Genomic DNA, 20,361 nt, shown 5'->3' on the forward strand with positions numbered 1-20,361 from the left:
GCTAAATGAAGGCAAAGATAGGGAGGGTCAGAATGGATCTTGGAATTCGTGGAAAACGTGCGTTGGTTTGCGCCAGCAGCAAAGGTTTGGGTCTGGGCTGCGCCGAGGCGTTGGCCGAAGCCGGTGTCGACCTGGTGATGAACGCACGCGGGGCTGAGGCGCTGGAAGCCGAGGCAACGCGTTTACGGTCGTCATATGGCGTTGCCGTACAGACCGTCGCTTGTGACGTCACTACATCTGAGGGTCAGGCTGAGGTGATAAACGCCGCGCAGGGAGTTGATATCCTTGTTACAAACGCAGGTGGGCCACCTCCGGGGCTTTGGTCTGATTGGGAACGCGACGACTTCATCAAAGCGCTGGATGCAAACATGCTGACACCGATTGCGTTCATGAAGGCTCTGCTTCCGGGAATGATGGATAAAGGCTGGGGCCGTGTGGTGAATATCACCTCACAATCCGTACGTGCACCGATCGCTGTTTTGGGTTTGTCAAATGCGGCGCGTACTGGTCTGACCGGATACGTGGCGGGCACTTCGCGTCAGGTGGCCCCGCATGGGGTAACAATTAACAATCTGCTGCCAGGAATCCATGCAACCGATCGGGCGGACGCACTGGATGGCGGCGTGTCGGCGCAGAAGGGGATCTCGATCGATGATGCACGGGCAGAGCGCGCCGCGACCATTCCAGCGCGCCGCTATGGAACGCGGGAAGAATTCGGGGCGACTTGCGCGTTTTTATGTTCGCAACATGCCGGTTTCATCGTCGGGCAGAATATTTTGCTGGATGGTGGGGGCACTAATCTGACGATGTAAGCATGGCGCAAAACTTTTCTCTGAAAGATCAACTCTTCAACGCTGAAAAAGTAAGCTATTTTGCGGGCTTGTTCGCGGAAGCTGACCCTCATTTCGACGCAGGTGCACTCGAAGCACGAATAATGTCGCGATTGCTTGAGCTGGAATTGAAAGAGCGGATGGCCTGGATTGCAGAATGTTTGCAAGAAACCGTTCCGGGTGATCTTCCAACGGTTGCCCCGGTCATTTTGGATGCGCTGCCGCCGCCGCTTGATCCCGGCCAGAGTGATAATGACTTCGGCGATTTCATTTTTGCGCCTCTGGGCGATTGGGTCTGCGCGATCGGGCTGGATCACCCTGAATTGTCGCTGGACGTCTTGGAAGAGCTTACGCAACGCTTTTCTATGGAATGGGCGATCCGCCCTTTCCTGAACCACCATCCCGAGAAAGTTTTTGAGCGTATGCAGAACTGGTGTTGCCATCCCAGCTACCACGTGCGTCGTTTGGTCAGTGAAGGGACGCGACCACGTTTGCCTTGGGGGCAGGCCGTTGGCTTGGACGTGTCCGATCCTTTGCCGTTGCTTGACCAGCTGCATGGGGATCAGACGCGGTACGTGACACGTTCAGTCGCCAACCATCTGAATGACATCACCAAGAAAGACCCCGGTCTGGTGCTGGAACGACTGCGTAAGTGGGAGGAGGAACAGCAACAGGATCCGGAAGAGTTGCAGTGGATGACAGCGCACGCTTTGCGGGGTCTGGTAAAGTCTGGGCACCCGGGCGCGATGAGAGCTCTTGGGTATGATCCCGATGCTGATATCGCGGTCGAAGTTCAGGTGAATGGTCCGGCTCGGATTGGTGAGGCGCTTGATTTCGAAGCGCGATTGAAGGGTGCGAACGGACAGCTTGTGTTGATCGATTATATCGTACATTTTCAAAGGCCTGGGGGGAAGGTTTCACCTAAAGTTCACAAGTTCAAACAAACCAGTTTGGAAGAAGGACGATTGGTCGTCACAAAGCGCCACAAGCTCAAGGGCAACGCGACCACATTCAAACTGGTGCCCGGGCCACATCGGTTAGAGATTCAGGTGAACGGACGGGTGCGTACGGGCGTGGATTTCGAACTGCTGGGCTGAGCGCAGTCACGGTATCGTCAAATCGGACGGTGTTGGATTGCACGGTTCGGCTTGCTGCATTAACTGCAGTGCAACCAGTGATAAAAGGAATGCCGCGATGAAGCATGAAGCTGTGCAGAACTACTATGGCGAAGTGCTGCAAGGCAGTGCGGATTTGCAAACGAATGCATGCTGTACCCCGGATGATATGCCGGATCACGTCAAGAAAATTCTATCGCAAATTCATGATGATGTGCTGACACGTTACTATGGGTGTGGGCTAATTGCTCCGCTGGATCTGGAAGGAATGCACATCCTTGATCTGGGCTGTGGTGCGGGGCGGGATGTGTATGCTCTGTCGGCGATGGTTGGTGAGAATGGCCGTGTTGTCGGCGTCGACATGACGCCAGAACAGTTGGATGTTGCGCGCGCTCAACAGGATTATCACGCTGAGGCATTTGGGCATTCCAAAAGCAATGTAGAGTTTCATCACGGTTTTATCGAAAAGCTGGATGAGCTGGACCTAGAACCGGGATCGTTCGATATCATTGTCTCGAACTGCGTAATCAATCTGGCGACTGACAAGGCTGCTGTACTGCGCGGGGCCCATCGTTTGCTGAAAAAAGGCGGTGAGATGTATTTCTCGGACGTCTATGCCGACCGCCGGGTGCCCAAAGCCATGGCCGAAGATGAGGTGCTGTACGGTGAGTGCTTGTCGGGGGCGCTCTATTGGAATGACTTCCTGTCGATGTCGCGCGCTGCCGGGTTTGGTGATCCGCGTAGGGTCACGCATCGTCCTTTGACGATCGAGAACTCTGCTCTGGAGGAAAGGGTGGCACCGCTCAGCTTTATTTCGGCCACATACCGTCTGTTCAAGCTGCCCGAGCTTGAGCCGGCTTGCGAAGACTACGGTCAGGCTGTGATCTACAAGGGCACAGTGCCGCATGCGCCGCATGAATTTGTGCTGGATGATCACCACACGATTGAGACTGGCAAAGTGTTCCCGGTCTGTGGCAATACATGGATGATGTTGCAAGACACTCGTTTTGCACGACATTTCGAATTCATCGGCGATTTCTCAACCCACTATGGGATCTTCGAAGGATGCGGCGGTGATAGCCCGTTTGTTGTACAGGGCGAAGCTGCGTCAACTGGGTGTTGCTGATCCCTTGCGCCTGAAGGGCGGGGTTGCTATCCCCGCCTAAGCCCGATGGAATTGATCGGGAAATGCAACGGGGTCCATCGGTGACAGTGACGACAACTCCTCCTCGATTGGAAATCCGCAATCTGGTTGCGCGCTTTGCTGGGCGGACGGTTGTGGATGATGTGTCCTTGACCGTTCAGGCAGGGCAGGTGACCTGTCTGCTGGGACCGTCAGGTTGTGGCAAGTCAACCACCTTGCGCATGATCGCTGGCGTCGAGATGCAGACCTCGGGCGAGATTTATGTCGATGGCAAATTGATCTGCGACACTGTGTTTCGAGTGCCCCCTGAGCGGCGCGAGATTGGGCTGATGTTTCAGGATTTTGCCCTGTTTCCGCACCTCAGCGTGGCAGACAACGTCGCGTTTGGCCTGAAGGGCAGCAAAGAACAGAAACGCGCACGGGTCGAAGAGTTGCTGACCAAAGTCGATTTGATGCGGTTTATTGATGGATTTCCGCATCAGTTGTCGGGAGGGGAGCAACAGCGTGTCGCTCTGGCGCGGGCGCTTGCACCACGTCCACGGATCATGCTGATGGATGAGCCGTTCTCGGGCCTCGATAACCGTCTAAGAGACGGTATTCGGGATGAGACGCTGGCGGTCCTTAAGGAAGAGGATGCTGCCGTTCTGTTGGTCACGCATGAGCCGGACGAGGCGATGCGGATGGCCGATGAGATCGCGCTGATGCGCCGCGGCAAGATTGTGCAGCAAGGGGCGCCGTACAATGTCTATACCCGTCCTGCAGACAAGGCTGCAGTTGCATTCTTTAGTGATGTCAATGTGTTGAAGTCCCAAGTTAATGGTGCTTTGGCGCATACTCCGTTTGGCCGTTTTCTCGCGCCAGGTGTGCCGGACGCAACCGATGTTGAAATCGTGTTCCGGCCCCAGCATGTCAAACTGGATTTCGACCGCAATGGCAAAGGGCCTGCGCCGACACCTACAGACGGTGTTGCAGCCCGAGGCGTGGTTGAGCGTGCTCGATTTCTGGGAAATGAAAGCCTTGTCGAGTTTCGCATGGACTACGATGGCTCGATCCTGAAGGCCACGGTTCCGAACGTCTTTGTGCCCAAAGAGGGCCGGGTCATGTGGCTGACAATTCGCCGCGACCGGTGTTTTGTGTTCCCGGCCTGACGCTCAGACCCTGCATTTTCACCCAAGTGGTGCGTGAAAGCCTCAGATTGCGTATGCGCATTGCTTGTCGCAGCGCAGAGGCGGGTCTATCAAGGGCAAAACGAGGGGTGGACCGGGCATGCGAATTCTTCTGACCAATGATGACGGCATCAACGCGCCGGGACTGATCGTGCTGGAAGCGATTGCAGCTGAACTGGCTGGCCCCGAAGGCGAGGTTTGGGTGGTCGCACCTGCATTTGAGCAATCAGGCGTCGGTCATTGCATCAGCTATACCCACCCGATGATGGTGGCCAAACTGGGTGAGCGTCGCTTTGCCGCCGAAGGGTCTCCCGCGGATTGCGTTTTGGCCGGCCTGCACGACGTGATGAAAGACGCTCCGCCCGATCTGGTGTTGTCCGGGGTGAACCGGGGCAATAACTCGGCTGAAAACACCTTGTATTCCGGTACGATCGGTGGGGCGATGGAGGCTGCCCTGCAGGGTCTGCCCGCGATTGCCTTGTCACAGTATTTTGGCCCGCGCAATTTGGGGCTGGAAGATCCGTTTGAGGCAGCAGCCCGTTACGGAGCGGGGCTTGTTCGGCGCATTTTGGATGCCACCCCGCCAGAATCGGGCGATTACCGCCTGTTCTACAACGTAAATTTTCCACCGGTTCCCGCTGATGAAGTGCTGGGTGCCCGGGTAGCACCGCAGGGATTCCGCCGCGATACGCATTTCTCGGTCGAACCCCACAGCTCGCCGTCGGGGCGGCGGTTCCTGTGGATCAAGGGCGGATATCAGCACAACCCGACTGCTCCGGGCACGGATGCCGCCGTTAACCTTGAAGGGTATATCTCGGTGACACCGATGCGAGCCGATCTGACCGCCCACGACACGCTTGAGGCGTTGAAGGTCATCGAATGACAGGACCAAGCGCTGAAACCATCATGCAGTTCCTATTTGCGCTGCGTTCGCGCGGGGTCACTGATGCGCGCGTTCTGGCCGCAATGGAGCAAATCGACAGGGGGCAGTTTGTGAGGGGCCTGTTTGCCCAGCGGGCCTATGAGGACACACCGTTGCCGATTGCCTGTGGTCAGACCATCAGCCAACCGTCGGTTGTGGGTCTGATGACGCAAGCTTTGCAAGTGCGCCCGCGGGACACGGTTCTAGAGGTGGGCACCGGATCGGGTTATCAGGCGGCGATTCTGTCCAAACTGGCGCGCCGGGTTTATACTGTTGAACGCCATAAACGGCTGGTGCGTGAAACCGGTGAGCTGTTTCGTGAGTTGGGGCTGACAAATGTGACGGCGATGCTGTCGGATGGTTCTTTTGGATTGTCCGAACAGGCACCGTTCGACCGTATCATTGTAACCGCTGCCGCCGAAGATCCTCCGGGGCCACTCTTGGCGCAGTTGAAAATCGGCGGTATCATGGTGTTACCCGTGGGCCAGTCGGATGCGGTGCAGACCCTGATCCGGGTCACGCGTACCGAGACCGGTCTGGATTACGACGAATTGTTGCCGGTCCGTTTTGTGCCTCTGCTTGAGGGGCTGGGAAAAGACGGAGCGTAAAGGTATATTAAGAGGCGCCGGAACCCCGGAGAACAGGGGCAGGTGTTGAGGACAGAAAAATGAGAGCAGTTTCCAATTCAGCAATGCGCCGTTGTGTAACGGGCGTGGCCGCGCTGGCAATTCTGGCCGGGTGCGAAGGACCGTTCGACTATGACTTGCGCGGGAATGTGGGCGGGTTTTCTACGACCGATGCCGCTCTGGCAGCCACCGCCAGCCGACCGTCGCCGGATGCACGGGGAGTGATAACCTATCCAAACTATCAAGTGGCAGTGGCCCGCAGGGGGGATACGGTTGGTGATGTCGCTGCCCGTATCGGCATGCCAGTGGCCGAACTGGCGCGATTTAATGGTTTGCAGCCGAATGACTCTCTACGGGACGGCGAAGTGCTTGCACTGCCGCGTTCAGTCGGTACTTCGAGTGGTGTTGATATTGCAACCATAGCCGGGACTGCGATTGATGACGCACCCGATACCGGTTCGGTTCAGACATCCACCCTGCAACCTGCGCAACCCGCCGCGACCCCGGCGCCTGCTGCATCCGGGCCAGAGCCCATTCGGCATAAGGTAAAACGCGGCGAAACCGCCTATACGATTTCGCGTCTCTATCAGGTGTCTGTAGAATCGCTCGCTGAATGGAACGGGTTAGGATCGGATTTCACCGTGCGTGAGGACCAGTATCTGCTGATCCCCGTCAAGGATCAGGCAGCGCCGCGCGTTGCCGCACCAGCAGCAACCGCGACGGCTGTGACACAGCCGGGAGAAGGCTCTCCGACGCCAACGCCACCAAGCGCGACACAGCCATTGCCGGATGAGAAGGTTGCCGCTGCAACACCTGCACCAGATGTAACTGCCGAAGCCCCTACGAATTCAGGCAGTTCAGCATTGGCAGCGCCTGTGAACGGGAGGATCATTCGCACTTATGCCAAAGGCAAGAACGAAGGGATCGACATTGCGGCGTCTCCAGGTGCTTCTGTAACGGCGGCCGAGGCGGGCACAGTTGCAGCGATCACGGAAGACGCCGATCAGGTTCCGATCATTGTGGTCAAGCACAACAATGATTTACTGACCGTCTACGCCAATGTCGACAATATCACTGTGAAGAAGGGTGACAGGGTGCGACGGGGTCAGAAAATCGCCGCGCTGCGTGGTGGCGACAATGCCTATGTGCATTTTGAGGTGCGTCAGGGGTTCGAGTCGGTTGATCCTGAGCCCTATCTGAAGTGACCTGAATGGCCCGTTCCGGGCCATGCCTCCGGCGGGGATATTTGTGGCCAGATGAAGGGCGGTTCACCCATAGGGGTCATAGTCGCTAAGCCGTTTTCCGGGTTCGTCTGAAAAGAGTTCTGGCAAGGGTGTGATGGCCTCGATCAGGTCGATGCGGAAAACGCGGAAGCCATTGCGAAGTTCGCACCATGCGGTGAGGGTCCAGACGCGGCCCCAGTATTCCATGTGCAACGGGCGGATGGTGCGGTCGGTCAGGATCCCGTCAATGCGGCGGTAACTCAGTTGTAATTTCTGGCGCGATTTGATCGCGGCGCGGATCGGGGCCATGTGGGCCAATCCGCGCGCAGCATCGGCAAACGGGTAGACGGCGAATTTCCAGGTGTCGGCCTCTGCCACGACTTGAGTGGGCAGTACGGCGTCAATCTTGTCGGCCAGAGATTCAGCGGCGGACTTGAGATCGGGATCGGCGGCTTCAGCCACGATGGCCATGCCGAGGTTCAGAGCCTCAAGCTCGGCAGGTGTCAGGTTCAGCGGGGGTAGGGTGATCTGTTCCCGCACCATGTAACCCACGCCGCGTTCACCTTCGACCGGCACGCCCGACGCCACCAGCGTATCCATATCGCGATAGATCGTGCGGACCGACACCTCGAGCCGGTCCGCGATGTCCTGAGCGCGGTGCAGTTTACCGTCGCGCAGGATCTGAATGATGTCGAACAGGCGGTCAGTGCGACGCATGACACGCCGTCTGAGCCGCGTTTACGCGGTCATATTCCATAGCACGGTCTCGTGGCGCATCTGAGCGCTTTCGGGATTGATTGCCGCCATCAGAGCGGGTGCAAAATCTTGTTGCATGAAAGCAGCCGCAGCATCTTTGGCGGATTTCATATCTGCCCAGACAACATAATCCGTCCAGCGTCCATCTTCGCCCTGACTCAGTTGACGATGGGCAAAGCCGGGGGCGGCGCGGACAAATGCTTCGGATGCTTGGCTCAGTTTCACGAACTGTTCGGGTTTTGTGCCCTCGGCAAGTGTGAAAGTGACGATTTCTGCGACATGGGTCATGTGGTTCTCCGTTGACCAGATTTCGATATCGTCCTTCTAGGCCACTACAACTGACATAAACCTGTCAGTTGGGAAATGCCAGCCGGCAAAAAATGTGCGATCCGTTCAAATTCGCGCGCGGAATTGATCTGGCGCACTTTTGCAATGGCCCGTACGGGCGTAGACACAGGGCCAGATCGTATTCCCGGCGCTATGCGCCGACGTAGAAGGAGACAAGACATGCTCAACAATATTGGCCTTCCGGGTATCCTGCTCATTGCTGTTGTGGTTCTCGTCCTATTTGGACGTGGCAAGATCAGCTCGTTGATGGGTGAAGTGGGTAAAGGCATCACCTCGTTCAAGAAAGGCATCAAGGAAGGTTCGGAAGAGCTGGAACAGGACGCCTCCGAGCTGGCTAAAGACGTCACCCCTGAGACCGACAAAGACAAGGTCTGAGCTTAGATGTTTGATCTGGGCTGGACCGAGCTTCTGGTCATCGGCATCGTTGCACTGATCGTGGTGGGGCCGAAGGACCTGCCAGTGCTGTTTCGCAATGTCGGGCGGTTCGTCGGCAAGGCACGCGGTATGGCGCGTGAGTTCAGCACTGCGATGAACGAAGCGGCGGATGAAGCTGGCGTCAATGATATCAAGAAGGGCCTGAACGCGGCGACTAATCCAGTTAGTACCGCGATGGACGGGATCAACGAGGCCGCGCGTGACGTGGCCAAATCCATTGACCCGACCAAGTTCGACCCTGATAGCGAGACCGGCAAACTGGCTGCTGAACGGGCAGAGCAGGCAAAGAAGATCCAAGCCTCCACGGCCCGTGCGGCCGCTGAACGCAAGGCTAAGGAAGCCGCAGATGCGCTTGCAAAGGCGGAAGAGGCCGAAGCCGCGTTGAAAACTGAAAGCAAGTCATGACTAAAACCGACGAGATCGAGGACAGCTCGGCGCCTCTGATCGAGCATCTAGCCGAGCTTCGCACCCGGCTGATCCGGTCGGTGCTTGCCTTTATCGTGGGGATTGTTCTTGCCTTCATAGTGGCCGAACCGATCCTGCAGTTTTTAGTGCGTCCGATCGAGGCGACCCTGCGAGAGCTTGGTGATCCGTCACCAACACTGCAATACACCTCTCCACAGGAATACTTGTTCACACTGTTTCGGATATCGATGGTCTTCGGGTTTGCACTGGCATTCCCCGTGATCTCATATCAGCTGTGGCGGTTTGTAGCTCCGGGGCTTTACAAGTCAGAGAAGGGGGCTTTCCTACCGTTTCTGATCGCATCACCGTTTATGTTCCTGTTGGGGGCGGCTTTTGCGCAGTTTGTTGTGACACCGTTGGCGATGCAGTTTTTCCTTGGGTTTGCAGATGTCAGTTCGATCTTTGCAAATCTGCTGGCCCCGGCGGCCGATGATGTCCCGGAAGAGATCATTGTTGTCCCCGAAACAACAGAAGGTGTGAAAATCACCTTCTTCGGGAAGGTCAATGAATCTCTGGATATTACGCTAAAGTTTATTCTTGCCTTTGGCCTGTGCTTCCAGTTGCCGGTTCTGCTGACACTGATGGGCAAGGCTGGGCTGGTCTCGGCCGAGGGTCTGGGTGCCGTTCGCAAATACGCGATGGTCGGTATTCTGGTTCTGGCTGCTTTGGTGACACCACCAGATGTGATCACGCAGCTGATCCTGTTCACCGTGGTCTATGGATTATACGAAGTGTCGATCTTCCTTGTCGCCCGCGTCGAGAAAAAACGTGAAGAACAACTGCGCGCCGACGGCTACTATGACGATGAAGAGGCCGAGGCGGATGCGGAAATGATGCAGGATTACGACGAGACAAAGTAGCCTGTATCCTGATTTCATAAGGCGCGTCCACATTCGGCGCGCCTTTTTCATGCGCGGGCCTTGTTGTGTAGTTCGTAACATGGTTCAACTCAGCCGGAATACCCGGAGGAGCCGATGGACGATCAAGCCCTGAACCGTATCGCCGACGCGTTGGAACGCATGGCGCCCGCGCCGCTGGACGCACCCGATTTCAACACGGCCCCTGCATTTGTCTGGCATGTGGATCCGGACCGGCTGGTGCCCGTCTCTGAGGTTAACCGCGTCGATCTGGATCTGTTGGTCGGCATCAACCGATCCCGCGATACGCTGCTAGACAACACCCGCCGGTTCGCGGCTGGGTACAAGGCCAACAACGCGCTGCTCTGGGGCGCGCGAGGTATGGGAAAATCCAGCCTTGTCAAGGCAGTGCACGGCACTTTGCAAGCAGATCACCCGGATTTGAAACTTGTCGAACTACAACGGGAAGACATGTCCTCAGTCGCGCGTCTGCTGAACCACCTGAGGTTAGCGCCGCACCGGTTCATTCTGTTTTGCGATGACCTTTCGTTCAGCCACGATGATCAACACTATAAGTCACTCAAAGCTGTTCTGGATGGCGGCATCGAAGGTCGTCCGGAAAACGTGGTGTTCTATGCCACTTCAAATCGCCGCCACCTGATGCCACGCGACATGATCGAAAACGAACGCTCCAGCGCTATTAATCCATCTGAGGCTGTTGAAGAAAAGGTATCCTTGTCGGACCGCTTCGGCCTGTGGTTAGGCTTTCACCCCTGCGATCAGGACGAATATCTCGCCATGATCGACCGCTACTGTGCCGCCAATGGCGTCACGATCGACCAGGAAATCCTGCGCGCCGAGGCCATCGAATGGCAAGCCACGCGAGGGGCTCGATCAGGTCGCGTGGCCTGGCAGTTCTTTGTCGATCTCGCCGGGCGCAACGGTGTCCACATCGCGTAAACCGCCTGCTTCATCTGGCCACAAATATCCCCGCCGGAGGCATGGCCCGTCAGGGCCAATCAAAGCCCGGCCACAATCCGCGCAGCCTCATCTGCGGGACTGGTCAGCGCCTCGCGGTCTTCACCGGGATGGAATCGTGCACGCACCGCTGTAGGCATCGGCGCGGGTTCAAGGATCGTAACCCGTGGACCTGTGCGAGCTGTCTCGGCTGCCCAACTACGGGCCAAAGCCATTTGCGCGGCTTTGGTGGCACCGTAGATGCCATAGAACTTTTCACCTGCCTTGGGATCATCAAAGAACACCGCGTGACCTGCATCGCCTAAAAGGGGCGACACATAGGGAATCAGAACCGAGGTGGCTGTCGCGTTAGTGCTGACCGCTTTGGTCCATTCCTTGGGGTCAACAAAGTTTGCTGGTGTCAGGGCCGAGGTATGGACAGCTGTATGCAGCCAAAGGTCAACCTTACCCCAGCGGTCGTGAATGCCACGGCAAAGTGTCGCCATTGCATTGGGATCGGAGATGTCCATCGGGGCCAAAGTGGCCGAGCCACCCTTGGCCTGAATGCGATCGTCCAGCTCTTCCAGCCCGCCTTGGGTGCGGGCGACGGCAACGATGTGATACTCGGGGGAAAGGGCTTCGGCCAGTGCCGCGCCCAGCCCGCGTGAGGCCCCGGTAATCAGGGCGATTTTGGTCTGATCGGTCATAGGTGGGGTTTGAACCCGTGCGCACAAGGCGTCAAGTCTGGATCAACTGCCAGGTATGTCGATCCTGCGGTTCTGGCCGCTTTGTCGCAGCACGACACCTTCCTCGTCAATGGCGATCACCTTGCCCGAGGCGACACGGCTGCCTGGCTTTACTTTCTTTACCCGCCCCGAGGACAGACGAACCAGAGCGCGCAACTCGGACTTAGGGCCAAAAATGCCCAGCACAGAGACCGAGTTTTTCTTTAGCGCACCGGCTTGCGTTGCGGCGCTTTTGACCGTTGAATTTGCCATGATCTGTGGCCGGATCGTGTGCCCGGGCCCTGCCTTGTGAGTGGTTTTCGGCGATCAGGTATCATGCGGCCGTTCGATCCAAAAGGGTTGCAATCCCATTTTCAATAGGTCGCTAACCCAGGTCGCCCAACCCTTTGCAAACGCATCTTGTTCAACAGAGAGTTGTCGGCGGATTCTGACCTATGACTGCCGCCCCACCTCAGGGAAATGACCTGTCGCTATCATTTGATTCGCCTGATCAGCCCGACGCCAGTTTGGCTGCGTTCCACGAACCGCCAACGACCTGCATATCCTCGCGTTTCTTGCTGACTCGGCTGCTGTTTTCAAGACTGTCCAGATAGTCCTCATCTACCCCGGTGATGTAGTTTCCATCAAAGCACGAACAGTCAAAGGATTCGATCTCGGGATTGCCTTCCTTGGCGGCCCAGATCAGATCGTCGAGATTCTGGTAGAACAGCGCATCCGCACCCAGCTCTTCACGGATTTCTTCGATCTCTTTACCATTGGCAACCAGTTCGGCCTTGGTGGGCATGTCGATTCCATAGACATTAGGGTATTTTACGGGTGGAGAAGCGCTGGCGATGTACACCTTCTTTGCACCAGCCTCGCGGCACATCTGGACGATCTTCTTGATCGTATTGCCGCGCACGATCGAGTCATCGATCAGCAGCACATTATGTCCGTCGAATTCCAACGGCACGGCGTTCAGCTTACGGCGCACGGATTTTTGGCGCTCGGCCTGACCTGGCATGATGAAGGTTCGGCCTACATAGCGGTTCTTGACCAGCCCCTCTCGATAGGGAATGCCGGTAATCTTGGCGGCTTCAAGGGCGACGGGGCGGGCGCTATCTGGCACAGGGATGATCCGGTCGATCTCCAGCCCCGAATCCTGAATCTGCTTGGCGAGTGTTTGGCCCATGCGCATCTGGGTTTTGTATACCGACACGCCATCAAGCAGCGAATCCGGGCGTGCCAGATAGACATACTCGAAAATGCAGGGCGTCAGTTTGCCTTCGACGGCCTGGAACTCATGCATATTCCCGTCGAGATCGATCAGGATCGCCTCACCGGGTCGCAGATCGCGCAATTTGTCGAAACCATTGATGCCAAACGCTACGTCTTCCGAGGCAAAGGCGAAATCATCACCGTCACCGGGCGCTTCTCGTTTGGCGACCGACAGGGGCCGGATACCATACGGATCGCGGAAGGCGAGCATACCAACACCGGCGACCAGACAGATCACAGAATAAGCACCCTGCACCCGCTCCATGGTCATCTTCACACCTGCAAACAAGTTGCGGATCGGGTCGGCATTGCCATTGACCTTGATGGCGTCCGCTACCTTGTCGGCCAACACGTTTAGCAACACTTCGGAATCCGAGGTGGTGCGCAGGTGACGGCTGTATTTCGCGGTCACTTTTTCGCGCTGTTCTTCGGTGTTGGTGATATTGCCGTTATGGACAAGGTAAATTCCGTAGGGCGCGTTCACAAAGAAAGGCTGGGCCTCGGTGGCGCTTAGCGATCCTGCGGTGGGATAGCGGACGTGACCCATGCCGATCTTGCCCAGTAGGGTTTCAGCATCGCTGGCGTTGAAGACGTCCTTGACCAGACCATTGGCTTTTTTCTCGCGGAAGAATTCGCCGTTGTAGGTGACGATCCCCGAGGCGTCCTGACCCCGGTGCTGCAGCATCAGCAACCCGTCATAGATTTCCGCAAAGACATCATGTGTCCGGCTTGCGATCCCCAAAATCCCACACATACACGGGCTCCAATTTCTATGACTTGATCTGGCTGGTGTTCAGGTCGGATCGACTGCTACTGCGTATCTGATTGGGTTGTTGCAGCCGGAATGTATGGCATGCATGCACAAGCGCCAAAGCGGCCAATGCAGAATAGAACAAATACAGCAAGATCGGCAGCTCCGATTCCATGTCGGTTCGGCTCCGACATACTGCCTATTGCCGCGCGTGTCACCAAAGGATCACATTCGCGATTTGCCGCAGGCCTGAAATGCGCCGCTCGCGGGTTTAAGATGACAAATGAGCCGACCTGTGCTGTGCTTTAGGTCAGGTGTCTGCTCCAGATGCCCGATAGTTTGGGATGGAAAATAGCCATGTGGCAGCACAAGCAAAACAATCCCAAGGAAAAGCCCGTCAAGCGTCGGTGTCACCGATGCCGAGGATCAGGCCGTGCACCCTGTGAGATCTGCAAAGGATCTGGAACGGTCGTCAAAAGCCGCGACCAGTATGGCAAACCAATCTCAAGCCGTTGCGACGGGTGCTTTGGATTGAAAGCCATTCGCTGCAATATCTGCGGCGGTGAAGGGTTCGTTTGATTTTGGATGAATCTGACACAGAATATGCGAGCGCCGAATTTTAATGCTGAGAATGTTGTAAGGCGCGCTGTTTTTCCGTTTCCGACAGGTTTTTTTTACAAATGAGGCCAACCTAAACGCTAAAATGATCTTTGGGGTATCTGGTGATCCAAGTTCAGCAATTGATATCCGCATTGTGGGGCTTACCGGCTGTTCACTTGCTTTAGTTCGATGACCAATCGCCAACGCGAAACAGTTGCTTGCTGCTGGCTTCGACATTCAAAATGACTTGTTTGGCAAAAATCGAACGCAAAATTCAAAAACCGGCTATTGTCGGGGCCGGCACTATGATCAGCGCTGAGTATCTAGCAAAAGAAATTTGTTGAAGTCCTCTCGCTCTATCACTTTTAGCGATCGACTTCTTCCTAATCACTCCTTTGCACCCTGCTTTAGGAGGAACTGGTTCTTGAAATTCTTCAGCCCCGGCATGACGTCGGCCTTGGCAATATCGTTATTCGCGTGGATTTCATGTTCCAGAAAATCTTTTAGTGCGTCGCTATCGTCGCTCACCAGCTCGATAATCAGATCATAACGACCTGCGACCCACAGGATGAATACAACACGTGGGTTTCTTTCAAGTCGCTCGGCCACCTGTCTTGGGGTCACGCCGGTCGCCACGTTCAAGCCAATCATCGCGTCAGTCGTGTATTCCGTTGCCACCGGATCCGACATCGCGACAATCCGCAGCATGTTGTTGTCTCGCAGTCCGCTCACCCTGTTGCGAATGGTTCCCTCCGACACATCCAGTTGCTGCGCAATTTCAGAAAATGCCATCCGACCATCCTGCTGTAAGAGCCGGATGATCTGCTGGTTTAAATCATCCTTGGGGGATCGAATGCTCTGGGCGGCACGCGCGTTCGGTTGCTTTTTGACTGACATAGGCCTGATGCTCGATTGCTGTATTCGCAGCCAAGGTTAAGATAGCGCATCGAAATCCGCAATTAACTCTTAGGATTCCTCTGGAAGGAAGTGCGGAAAACGACATGCTTTGATCTTCCCGCCACAGTTTCCGAAGGCCAGATTGCCGAAATTTCTATTATTTAATGCTGGATTTGTGGATCTGATAGCCAGAGCAACTAATATATTCGAAATTCGTATCGAAATGCCGCTTTTTGACCAGATCACTTCCGATTCTTACCCGATAATCCAATGTATAAGCGAATATCGAAGGGGAATAGCCCAAAATAATCCGATATTCGTAGAGGTAAGATCTAAGCCCGTCGCGGCGGTACGGAGCCTGAAAATAGGCTATCCGCGAGAAACGGTGAATCCATGCGCATGCCGTTGGATCGGCGGACGCTGGTGTCAGTGTCGAAGGGAGGACAAATGACAATTGCCGAGCGAAAAGCACAGGCTTCTTGCGGGCCTCAGCACGGTCTGACCGCCGACGCATATCGCAGCGAGGAGTTCTGGCAACGGGAATGCCAGACGGTTCTGGCCAAGAACTGGGTGTTTGTTGGATTTGCCCATCAGATGAGCAACCCAGGCGATGCACAACCTATCACCTGTGCCGGCTTGCCACTGCTGGCGGTGCGTGGTCGCGATGGTGACATTCAGGTGTTTCACAATGTTTGCCTGCACCGCTGCATGACGTTGGTTGATAGGCCAAAGAATGTCGGCAAACTGATCCGCTGCCCTTATCATGCCTGGGCCTATGATCTGGATGGCCGCCTGCGGGCCGCTCCACATTTTGCAGGCACCGGCAAGCAAGAGTTCGACGGATTTGACATCAAAGAACATCGGCTGAAATCCGTACGCACTTATGTCTGGCATGACTGGATTTTCGTCAATCTGGATGGGAGCGCGCCAGAATTCGAAGACTATGCCGCGCCATTGATGAACCAGTTGTCGGGGATGGATTACAGCAAGTTGGAACCCATTGGCCTGCTCGATTTTGGTGAGATCGACACCAACTGGAAGTTAATAATGGAGAACTTTATCGAGCCTTACCACGTCCAGTTTGTACATTCCTCGACGACGGATCAGCCGTTGGAGGATCACTATACCATCATTGATGGCACCTGCATCGGCAGTGCCGTGGACCTTGAGGAAGAGTTGGGCACATCCGGCAGCTTGGGTGTGAGCTCGCGCTATCTGACGTTGTATCCCAACTTTATTCTGGGCCGCTATTTCCCGGATCAACTGGGCGTCTATCTTAACGTGCCCGTCGGCCCCGGAAAGATGCGCCAGTACCGAGCGCTTTACACCACTGAAGGCCAAAAGCTGAGCGCTGAGGAAATAGAGGCCCTCAGAAACCTCTGGTGGGACGTCCACAAGGAAGATCACGAGATGGTTGAACGCATGTTTGAGGGTCGCAAATCCCCGGTCGCCGAAGATGGGGGCCTGTTATCGCCTGCCTGGGAAGATAGCGTGCGCGCCTTTCAGGATTTGATCGAGCGTGACGTGGCCGGCGCATAAGTAAGAAGGAACAAGATCAATGAGCAACTCCATATCCAAAGGGTTTCGTCTGGCCCATACGATGATGCGGGTCACAGACATGGAGAAGTCGCTGGATTTCTATTGCGGAATCTTGGGCATGGAGGTGCTGCGGCGCACGGATTATCCCGAAGGGAAATTCACCAACACGTTTATCGGTTATGGGCCCGAGGCCGAGTTTCCCACGCTGGAGCTGACCGCCAATTGGGATCAGGACACGCCTTATGACAAGGGCGACGGTTGGGGCCATATCTGCATTGAAACTCCAGACGTTTACGCCGCCTGCGAGCAACTGGCGGCTGCCGGTGTGAATATCACCCGCCCGCCGGGGCCTATGAAAAATGGCACAAGGGTCATCGCCTTCTGCGAGGATCCTGACGGTTACAAGGTCGAATTGAACGAATCCATACTGAAACACTTGGCGCAGGAAGGCTGACCCAATGGGTGATACACCTCAACTTTTCAAATTCGATCTGGTTCAGAAACGCTACGACACGATGGGCGACAGCGATACGTACATTAAACCGATGGTGACCAGCGAGTTCAGCAAATCCATGTGCGGCGGCATCAACGTTCTGAACAACATCAAGGTGCCGTGGGATCTGACCTGCGACGAGATCATTTATTGCCTCGAGGGGACGTTCCGATTGGTCTGTGAGGGCAAAAGCTATGTCTGCAATCGTGGTGACGTGCTGTTTGTCCCCAAGGACAATCACATTTCCTACGAGGCGGACGGTAAATGCGTGATCTTCTATGCTGCCTACCCACACAACTGGAAACAACTGGCGGGGATCACGCAAGTTCCCGGCATAGACCCTGACGATTTTGTCCCCGGCTGAACATTTTTCCGCCGCTTGACTGAGCAAACGAAACCTAAACCAACACCGAGGTGTCACCTCGGTGATGCAAATCCGATTTCTATTCGATGGGAGGACGCCGAATGCCCAAGGACAATGCCAACGCCCGTATTTATTACGAGACATTTCACGACGCTGTGGAGCGGAATCGCCCGCGTATCCCAGAAGTTCAACAACGTTTGGAAGAGGCTGGCGTAAAATATGTGATGGCCGCGTGGATCGACCTGCATGGCATTCCAAAAACCAAGCCCGTCCCGATGAGCGATTTTGAACCGCTATGCCTCGGGAAAGGACCGCAATTTGCGGTGCATTCGATTTCTTACGTGCCCGAACTCAGCCCCGCTGACAGCGATCAGGTGGTCGTGCCGGATCTTGACGCCGTCTACGTCTGTCCGTGGGACACATCGATGGCAATCATCTTCTCTGATCTGTATTGGGAAGACGCGCCTTATAACGTCTGTCCGCGTCAGGCCCTGAAACGCGCCATGCACGAGGCTGCGCTGGAAGGATACACAGGCTATGCTGGCGTTGAACCCGAGTTCATCGTGATGAAATACGATGATGCCGGTCAGCCGGTGAAGGCCTTTGACGACGACCCTGCTATCGGGGTCCGTCCACGCCGTCAGGCATTTGGCTATGACGTTGAATACTCGATCGACTCGATGGCATTTTTGAAAGACATGATCGACATCATCGAAGGTCTGGGTTGGAACCTGCATGATGTAGTCGCCGAGGGTGCGTATTCACAATTCGAACTGGATTTTCACTATACCAACATGCTGGAGATGTCCGACCGTCTGGCGTTTCTGCGGATTACCTTGAAAGAGGTGGCAAAAAAGCACGGGATGTTCGTAACCTTTATGCCAAAACCGACAGTGGGCGACTGGCGATCGGGTGCGCATATCAACATGTCGATGCAACATGAAAGCCGTCCCGGTGAAAACATCTTTGAAACCCCCGACGGCGAATGGAGCGACGAAAGCCGCTGGGCCGTTGGCGGATTGATGCAGCACGCCGAAGCGATCACCGCGATCACCTGTCCGACCGTGAATTCCTATAATGGTCTCGTGCCTCGCGTAGGTGGATTTGAGGGTGGCACTGTCACTTGGGCTCCGACCAATATCACCTATGGTTTCAACAATCGCTCTGCCCAGTTCCGCCTGCCGCAAAGCCGCCATTGCATCGAAAACCGCGCCTGCGATATGACCATGAATGTCTATCTGGCAATGGCGATGCATCTGAGTTGCAGTGTCAAGGGGATCAAACACAAGATCGACCCAGGCAAACCAACGGATTTTGATCTCTACTCAAAAACCGAAGCTGAACTTGCTGAACTGGGGATCCGTCGATTGCCTCGCACTCTGTTCAATGCGATCGAGGCTTTACGGGGCGACACCATGGCAGAACATGTGATGGGACCCGTGATGCGTAAGTCCTATCTAGAATACAAGAATGATGAATGGGAGCGATACCACCAATCGGTCACCGATTGGGAAGTGCAGGAATACCTTCGGCTCTACTAAAAGCGGGAAGGGCCAGACAATGGCGGATTATCAGATCTACGAGTTGGGTGACCTTCCGCTCTTGTCGGGTGAGGTGCTGAAGGATGCCAAGCTCGCCTATCAGACCTACGGCACATTGTCTGTGGCAGGTGATAATGTCATCGTTCTGCCGACATTTTACACCGGCACAAATACCCGTAACGAAGGCTTCTTTGGCCCGGGTCGCGCGATTGATCCGGCGCGGCATTTCATCGTCAGCCCCAACCTGTTTGGCAATGGACGTTCGTCATCACCATCGAATACGCCTGCACCGCAGGACGGGCCGCGTTTCCCGCTGGTACAAATGTGGGACAACATTGCTGCCCAGCACCAATTGGTCCGCGAACATCTGGGGATCGAAAAAATCGCCCTTGTCGCGGGTTGGTCTATGGCGGGCTGTCAGTCCTACCAGTGGGCAGCGCAATACCCAGACATGGTTCAGGCGATCCTGCCATTCTGCGCCTCTGCCAAAACCTCACCACACAATTTCGTCTTCCTCGAAGGGGTTAAGGCGGCCCTTTGTGCGGATCAAAATTGGAATGGTGGCAATTATGCTAGCCCACCCGAAGCAGGGCTGAAGGCCTTTGGTCGAGTTTACGCAGGCTGGGCTTTCTCTCAGACTTTTTATCGCGAGGGACTTTATCGGCAGATGGGTTTCGAAACTATCGAGGAGTTGTTGCAGGATTGGGAGCGTGATCATGTGCAGGGCTGGGATGCCAACGACCTGTTGGCAAAGCTTGCAACTTGGCAGGCAGGCGATATCTCTTCCGGACCGCTTTACAATGGGGATTACAAACTGGCACTGGGTGCCATCAAAGCTCGTGCCATCCTGATGCCTTGCACGCAGGATTTATACTTTCCACCAGAAGACAATGAAATTGAAGCCAGCTTCATGCCCAACGCCATCTTCCGCCCGTATCATTCTCCCTGGGGCCATTGCGCTGCAAACCCAGGAAGTGACAAGGGCTTCACGACGCAGCTAGATGCCAATATTCGTGAACTTCTTAAAAGGTAGCACTTGTTGAAAAACTACGGGGCAGTAGAAATTCACTAATCACCCGTTTCTTCCTTCGAATGAAGGGCGAACTTCCGCAACCGAAACGCAAACTGCTAGCTTTGAACAGTTAGGGTTATTTCTTTGACGTTCAAAAGTCCGCTTTATTACGTGCAGCAGTCGCTAATACCAACCGCTACACTGGTCCAATTGAGCTCACAGCTACACTGCGCACTTGTCGTAGACCAGCTAGCATGGTCTGTGACAAGAGCCGGAACGGGATGGATTAATCACCTCGTTCCTTATTACAGGCCTAA

The 20,361-nt window shown here is 55.5% G+C and carries 24 protein-coding genes; 16 read left to right on the forward strand and 8 right to left on the reverse strand.

The annotated features are described in order from the left end of the window. The first annotated feature begins 32 nt into the window (after positions 1-32). From ACR3EJ_RS11780 to ACR3EJ_RS11810, 7 genes are all read left to right on the forward strand, one after another. Complete coding sequence (locus ACR3EJ_RS11780; protein WP_170540158.1) at positions 33-812, forward strand: SDR family oxidoreductase; 780 nt, start codon at positions 33-35, stop codon at positions 810-812. 2 nt (positions 813-814) lie between these two features. Further along, the gene (locus ACR3EJ_RS11785) at positions 815-1,927 is read left to right on the forward strand and encodes a hypothetical protein (protein WP_170540151.1); all 1,113 of its coding nucleotides are present in this window, start codon (positions 815-817) and stop codon (positions 1,925-1,927) included. A gap of 97 nt (positions 1,928-2,024) precedes the next feature. Next, positions 2,025-3,071 (forward strand): methyltransferase domain-containing protein, encoded by a 1,047-nt coding sequence (locus ACR3EJ_RS11790; protein WP_170540149.1) that lies wholly within the window; start codon positions 2,025-2,027, stop codon positions 3,069-3,071. Between the two features lie 80 nt (positions 3,072-3,151). Next, positions 3,152-4,237 carry an ABC transporter ATP-binding protein gene (locus tag ACR3EJ_RS11795; RefSeq protein WP_029621845.1) on the forward strand — a complete coding sequence of 362 codons (1,086 nt, stop codon included), beginning with the start codon at positions 3,152-3,154 and terminating at the stop codon, positions 4,235-4,237. Positions 4,238-4,355: 118 nt separating this feature from the next. Next, positions 4,356-5,138: a 5'/3'-nucleotidase SurE gene (gene surE, locus ACR3EJ_RS11800; protein WP_170470720.1), complete on the forward strand. Its 783-nt coding sequence runs from the start codon at positions 4,356-4,358 to the stop codon at positions 5,136-5,138. After that, the gene (locus ACR3EJ_RS11805) at positions 5,135-5,785 is read left to right on the forward strand and encodes a protein-L-isoaspartate(D-aspartate) O-methyltransferase (protein WP_010440386.1); all 651 of its coding nucleotides are present in this window, start codon (positions 5,135-5,137) and stop codon (positions 5,783-5,785) included. Before surE ends, ACR3EJ_RS11805 begins: the two co-directional genes overlap by 4 nt. Before the next feature lie 59 nt (positions 5,786-5,844). Continuing rightward, positions 5,845-7,008, forward strand: a complete 1,164-nt coding sequence (locus ACR3EJ_RS11810) for a peptidoglycan DD-metalloendopeptidase family protein (protein ID WP_170540141.1) — start codon at positions 5,845-5,847, stop codon at positions 7,006-7,008. A gap of 63 nt (positions 7,009-7,071) precedes the next feature. On the opposite strand, the gene ACR3EJ_RS11815 is transcribed toward ACR3EJ_RS11810, so the two are convergent. Continuing rightward, positions 7,072-7,743 (reverse strand): helix-turn-helix transcriptional regulator, encoded by a 672-nt coding sequence (locus ACR3EJ_RS11815; RefSeq protein WP_170540139.1) that lies wholly within the window; start codon positions 7,741-7,743, stop codon positions 7,072-7,074. 21 nt (positions 7,744-7,764) lie between these two features. Next, positions 7,765-8,070 (reverse strand): hypothetical protein, encoded by a 306-nt coding sequence (locus ACR3EJ_RS11820; RefSeq protein ID WP_010440382.1) that lies wholly within the window; start codon positions 8,068-8,070, stop codon positions 7,765-7,767. Positions 8,071-8,289: 219 nt separating this feature from the next. On the opposite strand from ACR3EJ_RS11820, the gene ACR3EJ_RS11825 reads away from it, so the two are divergent. The 4 genes from ACR3EJ_RS11825 to ACR3EJ_RS11840 all read left to right on the forward strand — a co-directional run bounded on the left by ACR3EJ_RS11825 (position 8,290) and on the right by ACR3EJ_RS11840 (position 10,847). Next, a complete protein-coding gene (locus ACR3EJ_RS11825; protein ID WP_010440381.1) occupies positions 8,290-8,505 on the forward strand; it encodes a twin-arginine translocase TatA/TatE family subunit in 216 nt (71 codons plus the stop codon). Between the two features lie 6 nt (positions 8,506-8,511). Continuing rightward, entirely contained in the window at positions 8,512-8,970 is a 459-nt protein-coding gene (gene tatB, locus ACR3EJ_RS11830; RefSeq protein ID WP_170470712.1) for a Sec-independent protein translocase protein TatB, read from the forward strand. Further along, positions 8,967-9,890 (forward strand): twin-arginine translocase subunit TatC, encoded by a 924-nt coding sequence (tatC, locus tag ACR3EJ_RS11835; protein ID WP_010440379.1) that lies wholly within the window; start codon positions 8,967-8,969, stop codon positions 9,888-9,890. The genes tatB and tatC overlap by 4 nt, the downstream gene beginning before the upstream one ends. A gap of 114 nt (positions 9,891-10,004) precedes the next feature. Then, the gene (locus ACR3EJ_RS11840) at positions 10,005-10,847 is read left to right on the forward strand and encodes an ATP-binding protein (protein WP_170540135.1); all 843 of its coding nucleotides are present in this window, start codon (positions 10,005-10,007) and stop codon (positions 10,845-10,847) included. Positions 10,848-10,906: 59 nt separating this feature from the next. Here the strand turns inward: ACR3EJ_RS11840 and ACR3EJ_RS11845 are convergent, their stop codons facing one another. From ACR3EJ_RS11845 to ACR3EJ_RS11870, 6 genes are all read right to left on the reverse strand, one after another. Then, entirely contained in the window at positions 10,907-11,551 is a 645-nt protein-coding gene (locus ACR3EJ_RS11845) for an SDR family NAD(P)-dependent oxidoreductase (RefSeq protein WP_170540132.1), read from the reverse strand. 42 nt (positions 11,552-11,593) lie between these two features. Continuing rightward, positions 11,594-11,842, reverse strand: coding sequence for a hypothetical protein (locus tag ACR3EJ_RS11850; protein ID WP_029621843.1), 249 nt, complete (start codon positions 11,840-11,842; stop codon positions 11,594-11,596). 238 nt (positions 11,843-12,080) lie between these two features. Further along, the gene (gene purF, locus ACR3EJ_RS11855) at positions 12,081-13,601 is read right to left on the reverse strand and encodes an amidophosphoribosyltransferase (protein ID WP_170540129.1); all 1,521 of its coding nucleotides are present in this window, start codon (positions 13,599-13,601) and stop codon (positions 12,081-12,083) included. Between the two features lie 16 nt (positions 13,602-13,617). Continuing rightward, positions 13,618-13,773, reverse strand: a complete 156-nt coding sequence (locus ACR3EJ_RS11860; RefSeq protein WP_010440374.1) for a hypothetical protein — start codon at positions 13,771-13,773, stop codon at positions 13,618-13,620. 329 nt (positions 13,774-14,102) lie between these two features. Next, the gene (locus tag ACR3EJ_RS11865; protein WP_170540126.1) at positions 14,103-14,435 is read right to left on the reverse strand and encodes a hypothetical protein; all 333 of its coding nucleotides are present in this window, start codon (positions 14,433-14,435) and stop codon (positions 14,103-14,105) included. 150 nt (positions 14,436-14,585) lie between these two features. After that, positions 14,586-15,053, reverse strand: a complete 468-nt coding sequence (locus ACR3EJ_RS11870) for an Lrp/AsnC family transcriptional regulator (protein WP_480423342.1) — start codon at positions 15,051-15,053, stop codon at positions 14,586-14,588. A gap of 489 nt (positions 15,054-15,542) precedes the next feature. Here ACR3EJ_RS11870 and ACR3EJ_RS11875 point away from each other — a divergent pair, with 489 nt between their 5' ends. The 5 genes from ACR3EJ_RS11875 (at position 15,543) to ACR3EJ_RS11895 (ending at position 20,065) form a co-directional block, all read left to right on the forward strand. Continuing rightward, positions 15,543-16,634 (forward strand): aromatic ring-hydroxylating oxygenase subunit alpha, encoded by a 1,092-nt coding sequence (locus ACR3EJ_RS11875; protein WP_170540123.1) that lies wholly within the window; start codon positions 15,543-15,545, stop codon positions 16,632-16,634. 19 nt (positions 16,635-16,653) lie between these two features. Then, positions 16,654-17,088, forward strand: coding sequence for a lactoylglutathione lyase (gloA, locus tag ACR3EJ_RS11880; protein WP_010440370.1), 435 nt, complete (start codon positions 16,654-16,656; stop codon positions 17,086-17,088). Between the two features lie 4 nt (positions 17,089-17,092). Next, a complete protein-coding gene (locus ACR3EJ_RS11885) occupies positions 17,093-17,491 on the forward strand; it encodes a cupin domain-containing protein (protein WP_170470699.1) in 399 nt (132 codons plus the stop codon). A 101-nt stretch (positions 17,492-17,592) separates the two neighbouring features. Next, positions 17,593-19,032: a glutamine synthetase family protein gene (locus tag ACR3EJ_RS11890; protein WP_170540120.1), complete on the forward strand. Its 1,440-nt coding sequence runs from the start codon at positions 17,593-17,595 to the stop codon at positions 19,030-19,032. 19 nt (positions 19,033-19,051) lie between these two features. Further along, positions 19,052-20,065 carry an alpha/beta fold hydrolase gene (locus ACR3EJ_RS11895; protein ID WP_170540117.1) on the forward strand — a complete coding sequence of 338 codons (1,014 nt, stop codon included), beginning with the start codon at positions 19,052-19,054 and terminating at the stop codon, positions 20,063-20,065. Positions 20,066-20,361: the final 296 nt, after the last annotated feature.

Source organism: Ruegeria sp. AB11 (assembly GCF_056536325.1).

What these genes read in the sequence shown, in the direction of transcription:
- gloA (WP_010440370.1), top strand. Translation starts at nt 16,654, where the DNA reads ATGAGCAACTCCATATCCAAAGGGTTTCGTCTGGCCCATACGATGATG.
- ACR3EJ_RS11840 (WP_170540135.1), top strand. Translation starts at nt 10,005, where the DNA reads ATGGACGATCAAGCCCTGAACCGTATCGCCGACGCGTTGGAACGCATG.
- tatC (WP_010440379.1), top strand. Translation starts at nt 8,967, where the DNA reads ATGACTAAAACCGACGAGATCGAGGACAGCTCGGCGCCTCTGATCGAG.
- ACR3EJ_RS11845 (WP_170540132.1), bottom strand. Translation starts at nt 11,551, where the DNA reads ATGACCGATCAGACCAAAATCGCCCTGATTACCGGGGCCTCACGCGGG.
- ACR3EJ_RS11865 (WP_170540126.1), bottom strand. Translation starts at nt 14,435, where the DNA reads ATGTCGAAGCCAGCAGCAAGCAACTGTTTCGCGTTGGCGATTGGTCAT.
- ACR3EJ_RS11875 (WP_170540123.1), top strand. Translation starts at nt 15,543, where the DNA reads ATGACAATTGCCGAGCGAAAAGCACAGGCTTCTTGCGGGCCTCAGCAC.
- ACR3EJ_RS11815 (WP_170540139.1), bottom strand. Translation starts at nt 7,743, where the DNA reads ATGCGTCGCACTGACCGCCTGTTCGACATCATTCAGATCCTGCGCGAC.
- ACR3EJ_RS11860 (WP_010440374.1), bottom strand. Translation starts at nt 13,773, where the DNA reads ATGGAATCGGAGCTGCCGATCTTGCTGTATTTGTTCTATTCTGCATTG.
- ACR3EJ_RS11890 (WP_170540120.1), top strand. Translation starts at nt 17,593, where the DNA reads ATGCCCAAGGACAATGCCAACGCCCGTATTTATTACGAGACATTTCAC.
- surE (WP_170470720.1), top strand. Translation starts at nt 4,356, where the DNA reads ATGCGAATTCTTCTGACCAATGATGACGGCATCAACGCGCCGGGACTG.
- ACR3EJ_RS11785 (WP_170540151.1), top strand. Translation starts at nt 815, where the DNA reads ATGGCGCAAAACTTTTCTCTGAAAGATCAACTCTTCAACGCTGAAAAA.
- ACR3EJ_RS11850 (WP_029621843.1), bottom strand. Translation starts at nt 11,842, where the DNA reads ATGGCAAATTCAACGGTCAAAAGCGCCGCAACGCAAGCCGGTGCGCTA.
- ACR3EJ_RS11805 (WP_010440386.1), top strand. Translation starts at nt 5,135, where the DNA reads ATGACAGGACCAAGCGCTGAAACCATCATGCAGTTCCTATTTGCGCTG.
- tatB (WP_170470712.1), top strand. Translation starts at nt 8,512, where the DNA reads ATGTTTGATCTGGGCTGGACCGAGCTTCTGGTCATCGGCATCGTTGCA.
- ACR3EJ_RS11885 (WP_170470699.1), top strand. Translation starts at nt 17,093, where the DNA reads ATGGGTGATACACCTCAACTTTTCAAATTCGATCTGGTTCAGAAACGC.
- ACR3EJ_RS11825 (WP_010440381.1), top strand. Translation starts at nt 8,290, where the DNA reads ATGCTCAACAATATTGGCCTTCCGGGTATCCTGCTCATTGCTGTTGTG.
- ACR3EJ_RS11790 (WP_170540149.1), top strand. Translation starts at nt 2,025, where the DNA reads ATGAAGCATGAAGCTGTGCAGAACTACTATGGCGAAGTGCTGCAAGGC.
- ACR3EJ_RS11820 (WP_010440382.1), bottom strand. Translation starts at nt 8,070, where the DNA reads ATGACCCATGTCGCAGAAATCGTCACTTTCACACTTGCCGAGGGCACA.
- purF (WP_170540129.1), bottom strand. Translation starts at nt 13,601, where the DNA reads ATGTGTGGGATTTTGGGGATCGCAAGCCGGACACATGATGTCTTTGCG.
- ACR3EJ_RS11895 (WP_170540117.1), top strand. Translation starts at nt 19,052, where the DNA reads ATGGCGGATTATCAGATCTACGAGTTGGGTGACCTTCCGCTCTTGTCG.
- ACR3EJ_RS11810 (WP_170540141.1), top strand. Translation starts at nt 5,845, where the DNA reads ATGAGAGCAGTTTCCAATTCAGCAATGCGCCGTTGTGTAACGGGCGTG.
- ACR3EJ_RS11780 (WP_170540158.1), top strand. Translation starts at nt 33, where the DNA reads ATGGATCTTGGAATTCGTGGAAAACGTGCGTTGGTTTGCGCCAGCAGC.